Source organism: Paenibacillus antibioticophila (assembly GCF_000455265.1).
GTDB classification, from domain to species: Bacteria; Bacillota; Bacilli; order Paenibacillales; family Paenibacillaceae; genus Fontibacillus; species Fontibacillus antibioticophila.
In genome coordinates, this window is record NZ_HG005139.1 from 2,316,317 (window position 1) to 2,324,187 (window position 7,871).

Annotated in this window: 7 protein-coding genes; all 7 read right to left on the minus strand. The window is 50.6% G+C overall.

What is annotated here, in order from left to right:
• Positions 1 to 5: 5 nt before the first annotated feature.
• Complete coding sequence (gene spoIVB, locus TX85_RS10675) at positions 6 to 1,340, minus strand: SpoIVB peptidase (protein WP_044479104.1); 1,335 nt, start codon at positions 1,338 to 1,340, stop codon at positions 6 to 8.
• A gap of 148 nt (positions 1,341 to 1,488) precedes the next feature.
• Complete coding sequence (gene recN / locus TX85_RS10680; protein WP_044479105.1) at positions 1,489 to 3,213, minus strand: DNA repair protein RecN; 1,725 nt, start codon at positions 3,211 to 3,213, stop codon at positions 1,489 to 1,491.
• Positions 3,214 to 3,275: 62 nt separating this feature from the next.
• Positions 3,276 to 3,725 (minus strand): transcriptional regulator AhrC/ArgR, encoded by a 450-nt coding sequence (gene ahrC, locus TX85_RS10685; protein ID WP_044479106.1) that lies wholly within the window; start codon positions 3,723 to 3,725, stop codon positions 3,276 to 3,278.
• Positions 3,722 to 4,327: a hypothetical protein gene (locus tag TX85_RS10690; RefSeq protein ID WP_233500684.1), complete on the minus strand. Its 606-nt coding sequence runs from the start codon at positions 4,325 to 4,327 to the stop codon at positions 3,722 to 3,724. The genes ahrC and TX85_RS10690 overlap by 4 nt, the downstream gene beginning before the upstream one ends.
• A gap of 29 nt (positions 4,328 to 4,356) precedes the next feature.
• Positions 4,357 to 5,211 carry a TlyA family RNA methyltransferase gene (locus tag TX85_RS10695; RefSeq protein ID WP_187375140.1) on the minus strand — a complete coding sequence of 285 codons (855 nt, stop codon included), beginning with the start codon at positions 5,209 to 5,211 and terminating at the stop codon, positions 4,357 to 4,359.
• 32 nt (positions 5,212 to 5,243) lie between these two features.
• On the minus strand, positions 5,244 to 7,145 hold the full coding sequence (gene dxs / locus TX85_RS10700) for a 1-deoxy-D-xylulose-5-phosphate synthase (protein ID WP_044479108.1): 1,902 nt from the start codon (positions 7,143 to 7,145) through the stop codon (positions 5,244 to 5,246).
• A gap of 129 nt (positions 7,146 to 7,274) precedes the next feature.
• A partial coding sequence (locus TX85_RS10705; protein ID WP_044479109.1) for a polyprenyl synthetase family protein occupies positions 7,275 to 7,871 on the minus strand: 597 nt, incomplete at its 5' end.

Sequence of the window (7,871 nt, forward strand, 5' to 3'; positions counted from 1 at the left end):
GGCGATTATCCCGCCTTAAGATTTTGTTCTCCGTTTTTGGAGCTCCCCTGGATGATTCCCGCATCCTGCAGCATCCACTCAATGAAGCAGCCATAGCCTGATTTAGGATCATTGACGAACACATGAGTTACAGCTCCAATTAGCTTCCCGTTCTGGATAATGGGGCTTCCGCTCATGCCTTGAACAATCCCTCCGGTCTTCTCAATAAGTCTGGAGTCCGTGATCCGCAAGACGATCCCTTTCGTCTGAGGGGCGTTCTGCTTGGATACGTGAACGATTTCAACCTTATATCGCTCAACCCGCTGACCCTCCACGACGGTAAGAATTTCCGCAGGACCTTCTATAATCTCATCAGAAAATGCTACCGGAATCGATTCTTGATATACACTATGCTCGGGATTTTGAGTCATTTTCCCAAAAATGCCGAAATGCGTGTTTCGTTCGATCGTTCCTAAGGTTTTACCTTCTCTAATGAAATGAGCGCGTTTCTCTCCTGGCTCTCCGCTTTCACTCTTTGCAATCGAAGTAACGCTTGACTGTAGAATTTGGCCGCTGCCGACGACGATCGGAGTCTGAGTGTTCATATCCGTGATGACATGTCCCAATGCTCCATATACGCCTTGATCCGGGGCATAGAACGTCAGTGTACCTACCCCTGCAGCGGAGTCGCGAATATAAAGTCCTAGCCTCCAAGCTCCGTCCTGTTTGTCATAAGCAGGTCGTATTGATGCTTGAATCTTCTGGCCTGCGCGCGTTAGTGTTACCTTGATTGGCTTCTTGTTCTTTCCCGCTTCTCCCGCAATTTGGGCAACGTCCTTAACTTCCTTAAGCGAAACTCCATTTAAATGTGTTATCAGATCTCCGACTTGAATCCCCGCTTCTTCTCCTGGCGAGGATTTTTGATTGTTGTCACCGATGACTTGATGATGACCAACGACCAGAATACCTGCCGACTTTACCTTCACACCGATCGTCTGTCCACCGGGAATCACCTTCAAATCCGGAATCACATTGACTTTTACCGTCTTCAGGGGAATTTGACCGAATAATTTCATATTCAACTTGGCTACACCGCTCTGAAGCGGGGACAGCTCTAACGGGCTTCCGATCGAGACGCTCGTCGTCTCCGCACTGCCATTCAATCTTACTACATCCGGCCGGTCCACACTGACACTTGCCTGCACCGGCAAGGCGACATTGAGTTGCCTGGCGTGCCCTTGCAGCAAATTAAGCTCATCCGGAAAAGGCGATAGTCGGCCTTCGGCAACCGATGTACCGATAAGACTGATAATGAATGCAGTTAAAAGGCCAAGCAATCTGATCCTGAGGTTCGGGTTCAATGGCTGTCACACTCCCTTGGCTTCTTTCGCTTGACGAAAAGTGGTCGCCAATTGCGTACCTATAAGATACCCCGGGTCAGGTCATTTATTACTGTCAATCATTGTTCCCGCAGTCAAATAAACATTTTCAAAAAGGAAGCGTCTTCCATTACAGCAGCTCTTTTTGAGCCCTGGCGAGGTTCAGCATTTCATGTGCATGATGGGTCGTCTTCTCCGTAATCTCGACTCCTCCAAGCATCCGTGCAAGCTCGCGTACCCTGCCATCCTCATTTAACTCCTCTACTCGCGTCATCGTTCGATCTCCGTCAACAACCTTCTCGATCAAGTATTGGCCATCCGCCATACAAGCAACCTGCGGCAGATGAGTAATCGAGAATACCTGACAAGAACGGGATAACCGAAACAGCTTGTCCGCGATGGATTGAGCAGCACGACCGCTGACCCCCGTATCCACCTCATCAAAAATAAGCACGGGCACATCGTCATGTCTTGCAAAAATACTCTTCAGCGCAAGCATAATCCGAGAGAGCTCGCCGCCGGAAGCAATCTTGCTAAGCGGCCGAAGCGGCTCTCCCGGGTTCGGAGAGATCAAAAATTCAGCCGTATCCATGCCCTGCTTGCCCGGGCGTACTTTGCGCCCTTCCCATTCCACTCCATGAGGATCCTCATGAAGTCCAAGCTTGACCTGAATGGAGGTGCGCCCCATTTGCAGCTCCTTCAATTCATGCTCGATCTGTTCAGCAAGCTCTCGTGCTTTAAGCTGCCGGACCTTACTCAGCTCCGCAGCCTCCTTCAACAATTGCTTCAGGAACTGCTCGCGCTGTGCTTGAAGCTTCTCCAACAGCTCATCCTTATTCTCCAGTGTATCCGTCTCACGGCGAATTTTATCGTAGTATTCAAGGATCCCTTCAATGGAATCCCCGTATTTTCTCCGCATGGTAGAAATCAGATCCAGTCTGTCCTCCACTTCTTCCAGCCGTTCAGGATTAAATTCGATCTGCTCCCGGTAGGAACGAAGACCGAACGCTGCATCCTCCAACTGGTAATAAGCGGTCTGCAGTTGCTCCAAAAGCGGTTCCATGGACGTCCGGTCGAAGGAGGACACCTCATTCAACCGGGAAATCGCTTTGGCTACTGCTTCAAGTCCTTGGGATCCATACAGCAGGTCATAAGCTTGAGAGACGGAGTCCATCATTTTCTCGCTATGTGATAGTTTGAGCTTTTCCTGGGATAACCATTCATCTTCTCCCGCTTTTAATTTTGCGGAAGCAATTTCCTCCAGCTGGAACCGATGCAAATCGAGCATTTGCAGAGCCTGCTGGTTCGTTCCGCGAAGCTCGTTCCATTCTTTATTAACCTTAATAAAAGCAGCATAAGCCGCCTGATATTCAGCCTTGCGCGGACCGATCAGCTCGGCGCCATAAGCATCAAGCAGGTCCAGATGTCTCTCCGGCCGGAGCAGTGTCTGATGTTCATGCTGACCATGAATATTGATCAGTGCTTCACCAACCTCACGCAGCATTGAAAGATTGACTAATTGCCCGTTAATCCTTGCCGTGCTTTTGCCATGAATACCGATCTCCCGCCGAATAATCAAGGATTCCTCCGGATCAGCGGAGATCCCGAATTCCGCAAGCGCTTGCCAGGATCGATGCCCTGGGGGCAGATCAAAGGCAGCCTCAATCTCGGCCCGTTCACATCCATAGCGGATCAAGTCGGCAGAGCCCCTTCCTCCCGCAATAAGCCCAAGTGCATCAATAATAATGGATTTACCTGCACCGGTCTCCCCGGTCAGCACATGAAATCCGGAATGAAAGGTAATATCCACAGCTTCCACTACCGCCAAATTCCGGATAGACAAATGGACTAGCATAGAACACGACAGCTCCCTTCAGCAGCAGAGAAAATGAAAAGAAAATAAATCAAAGGCACATCTTAAGAGATGAAGCCCATGATTTGATCAATAATATAGTTACTGTAATCCTCGTTACGGCAAATCATTAAAATGGTATCATCGCCGCAAATCGTCCCCAGTAAATCCGGCCATTCCATATTATCAAACAATACGGCTACGGAATTAGCCGTACCTGGAAGACATTTGACCACAACCAAGTTGCCTGTATGATCAATCCCGACAAAGCTGTCCACCAGCGCGCGCTGCAGCTTCTGAACCGGGTTATAGCGCTGAGCTGTCGGCAGGGAATACTTGTACGTTCCGCTGTCCGTCGGCACCTTGATCAGCATCAGTTCCTTGATGTCCCGAGACACCGTTGCCTGGGTAACCTGAAAACCGGCACGACGAAGCTCTTCCACCAATTCATCCTGGGTTTCAATTTCCCGGTTTGTAATAATCTCTCGAATCTTAATATGTCTTTGACCCTTCATTTCGTCCTCCATAAGCCTTCTTCGGCTAGTTGTTGTTCGGATACGTCTTCATCTTCGTCAGTCGTTAAGGTGATTTCCTTCAAAAGGTTCTGTTCCGCATCGACATACAATACGCCGGCACACTCGGGATACATCAGCAGAAACGGCAGAAAATCTCTGCGGATCCCGCTTCCCGTCCATTCTACCGGCATCCGTTCCCTTGCGGTTCTCACCAGATAGAATTCCCCGTCTTTAGCTGCGATATAGTCAATAAATAACCTGCTGTGCAGCTTCCGGTCATCCACCTGGAAGGCAAGCGGAATCTTCAGCTTGTCGCTGAGCACTTCAAAGCCGGCCTGCTCCAGCAAATCGACTGCCGGGTGCTCCAGAATCTGGTCATTCAACTCAAGCCCGATTCCTGACTTTAGCCCGAACGGTCTGCGTACCCATATACGGAAGGTGCGGTAACCGATATACACAAAGAACGCGGCAATCAGAACCATTAAAAAGCCGTCAAAGCTGCTCCCCAATTCAATCACCTCACGTTCATTATTCGACGAATTGATAATAATTCCTGTCTGAACAACAGTGAACGAAAGATATAAACTTATTATAGGGAACATTTGTTCTGATTTCAATATGTAAAAACCCGTCATTTCGACGGGTTCGATTGAAATTTCTGATTCGCTTCCTCGACTGCTTTCCGCGAGATCTCTGTAATCCATCCGGAATAATCCTGCTTGGTCTCAGGAGAATCGGCATCCGGGCTCAGTCGCAAATGAGCCAAAAATTCGATATTTCCCTCTCCGCCGGTAATCGGCGAAAAGGTGAGTCCCTCCAAGGTAAAACCGAGCGAGACCGCTTCATTCAGAACCGTCTCCAACACCTCCTGGTGCACCTTAGGATCGCGGACAACACCGGACTTTCCCACCTTCTCCCGCCCCGCCTCAAACTGCGGCTTGATCAATGCGGCGATATCTGCCGGCCGCTGCAGCAGCTCAAGCAGTGGCGGAAGAATCATTTTCAATGAAATAAAGGACACGTCTATACTGGCAAAATCCGGTGCAGGTCCGTCCAATTCCGCTGTCGTCATATAACGGAAATTTATTCTTTCCTTGACATTCACTCGCGGATCATTGCGAAGCGACCAGTCCAGCTGATTGTAACCGACATCAATTGCATAGACGTAACTGGCGCCGTGCTGCAGCGCACAGTCAGTGAAGCCGCCTGTAGATGCACCGATATCAAGCATGACGCGTCCCTTCAGATCAATGTCAAACTGCTTCAGCGCCTTTTCCAATTTCAGGCCGCCGCGGCTGACATAAGGATGAACAGCCCCTTTTACCGTAATCGGAACATCGCGCGGCACCTTCATGCCAGGCTTCTCAATACGCTCCGAGCCGCTGAGGACGAGTCCGGCCATAATCGCGGCCTTTGCCTTCTCCCTGCTTTCGAAAAAGCCCTGCTCCACTAGCAAGACGTCGATTCGTTCTTTAGGTATCGACAATGCAATTCTCCTGACTTTCATAATTATAAATATTACAGCTTGTTTGCCAGCCCAAACGAATGAGCGGCAGAACGATGCTGTTTAATTTCTTTAACAATCGCCTCTGAGGTCAGACCCACTTCCTCAAGCTGCTCCTTGATACTGCCATGCTCAATAAATCGGTCAGGAACCCCCATTAATGAAATATCCAGCCCTGACAGCCCCTGTGCCGCATAGAACTCCAGCACCGCACTGCCGAGACTTCCCGCGACGGAAGCCTCTTCAATAATTACCAGATGCTGTCCGCGATGAGCAAGCTCAAGCAGCATGTTCTCATCAAGCGGCTTGAGGAACCGCGCATTGACGACCGCAGCCTGAATACCATCCCGCTTCAACAGCTCAGCGGCCTCTTCTGCAACCTGCACCATAGGTCCCGCAGCGATCAGCACCGGTCCATCCGCATCATGCAACAGCTCCCAGCTGCCAATCGGCAACGAACGAAGCTCTGGATCCAGCTCCACTCCAGGGACATTGATCCGCGGATAGCGGAAAGCAATCGGCCCCTCATTATAATCAAGCGCCGTCTTCATCATATGGCGCAGCTCATTTTCATCTTTAGGCATCATCAGAACGATATTGGGAATATGACGCATAAATGCGATATCAAATACGCCCTGATGCGTCTCTCCATCCGCCCCTACAAAGCCGGCACGGTCAATCGCAAACATCACATTGGCATTATGGCGGCAAATGTCATGAACGATCTGGTCATAGGCACGCTGCATGAAGGTGGAGTAGACGGCATACACCGGCTTCATCCCTTCCATTGCAAGAGCAGCGCACATGGTTGCGGCATGCTGTTCAGCTATCCCCACATCGATCATGCGGTCCGGAAAGCGTTCCGCAAACTTCAATAGCCCCGATCCCCCCGGCATTGCCGGAGTCACGGCAACAATTCGGGAATCCTGCTCAGCCAGCTCGATCAATGTTTTGCCGAATACATCCGTATACATCGGATTTCCAACAGCCTTAAGCACTTGACCCGATTCAATTTTGTAAGGCGTGATTCCATGCCATTTGAAGGAATCCGCTTCCGCTGGCGAATAGCCCTTTCCCTTCGTTGTCAGCACATGCACCATTACAGGCCCGCTGACATTATTCGCTTGATGAAATGCTTCGATCAGACCCGGGAGGTCATGACCATCAATCGGACCCAAATATTTGAATCCGAGCTCCTCGAACAATACGCCCGAGACCATCATGTACTTCAAGCTGTCCTTCAGCCTTTCAGCCGTCTTGGCCAGCTTGCCGCCGATCGCCGGAATTTTCTTCAACAGCTGTTCCACTTCATCCTTGGCCCGCAAGTAATTACGGTCAGATCGAAGCTTGGTCAAATAATTATGCATCGCACCGACATTCGGCGCAATCGACATTTCATTATCATTAAGGACAACCATCAGGTCCTTCTTCTCATGACCGATATGGTTCAGTGCTTCAAACGCCATCCCTCCGGTCAGCGCTCCGTCACCGATCACGGCGATAACCTTGTTCTGCTCTCCCTTGAGATCGCGGGCAAGGGCCATCCCCATCGCGGCGGATAATGAAGTGCTGCTATGTCCGGCTTCCCACACATCGTGCTCGCTCTCGCATCGCTTAACAAAGCCGCATAAGCCATGCTGTTTGCGCAAAGTGTCAAACTGATCCATCCGACCCGTCAATATTTTATGCACATAAGCCTGATGGCCAACGTCGAAGATGATTTTATCCTGCGGACTGTTGTAGCAATAATGCAAAGCAATGGTCAGCTCAACCACGCCCAGATTGGAGGCCAGATGGCCGCCGGTAACCGATAGCTTCTCAATCAAAAATTGCCGAACCTCGGCCGCAAGCGGCTCCAATTCTTCGATCGAGCGCTCTTTAATATCCTCAGGCCCTTTAATTTCTGAAAGCAGCACAGGAATTCCCCGCTTTCTTCCGTAAATTTCGTCTGTAAATAATAGTCCTTATTATATCACAATGAGCTTGGTTTGGTGAAATAGCCCATTTCCGCCGGTATATTGCGGGTTAAGAGTCCGCAACTGGCATCAGTGATCTCTTTGCAGCAGGTAATCCGCGATCTGCACCAAACGCAAAGGATCAGGAATACTGCCGCCGGTAACCGCTTCCTTCGCAACACGAGTCAATCGGACGACCTCTTCACGGGACTGCTCCAGCCCATGGAAGTACGGGTAGGTTACCTTCCCCTGCTTTATATCGCTTTGCGTCTTCTTCCCGAGCTTCGATTCATCCCCGGTAAGATCAAGGATGTCATCCTGAATCTGGAACGCAAGACCGATCGCACGTCCATAGGTCTCAAGCGCTTGAAGCTGGACCAGATCTCCCGCTCCGACTCTGCCTCCCGCCTTGACGGAAAACACAATCAAATCGCCTGTCTTGTGCTCATGAATATATTGAAGATGCGCCGCATCTGTAAGCCCCTGCTCGCCCTCCATATCCGCTGCCTGTCCGCCAACCATACCGGCCGGACCGCCATAGCGGGACAATTCCTCCACGATCGCCAGCACAGCTTCCGCAGGCACGCCGTAACGCGCAGCCTCCACAGCAAAGTGAAAGGCATGGGTCAGCAAGCCATCCCCTGCCAGGATCGCCATCGCTTCCCCGAACACCTTGTGGTTCGTGGG

Excerpts from the sequence above, each read along its gene's own strand:
- recN (WP_044479105.1), bottom strand. The coding sequence starts at position 3,213 with ATGCTAGTCCATTTGTCTATCCGGAATTTGGCGGTAGTGGAAGCTGTG.
- TX85_RS10690 (WP_233500684.1), bottom strand. The coding sequence starts at position 4,327 with ATGTTCCCTATAATAAGTTTATATCTTTCGTTCACTGTTGTTCAGACA.
- ahrC (WP_044479106.1), bottom strand. The coding sequence starts at position 3,725 with ATGAAGGGTCAAAGACATATTAAGATTCGAGAGATTATTACAAACCGG.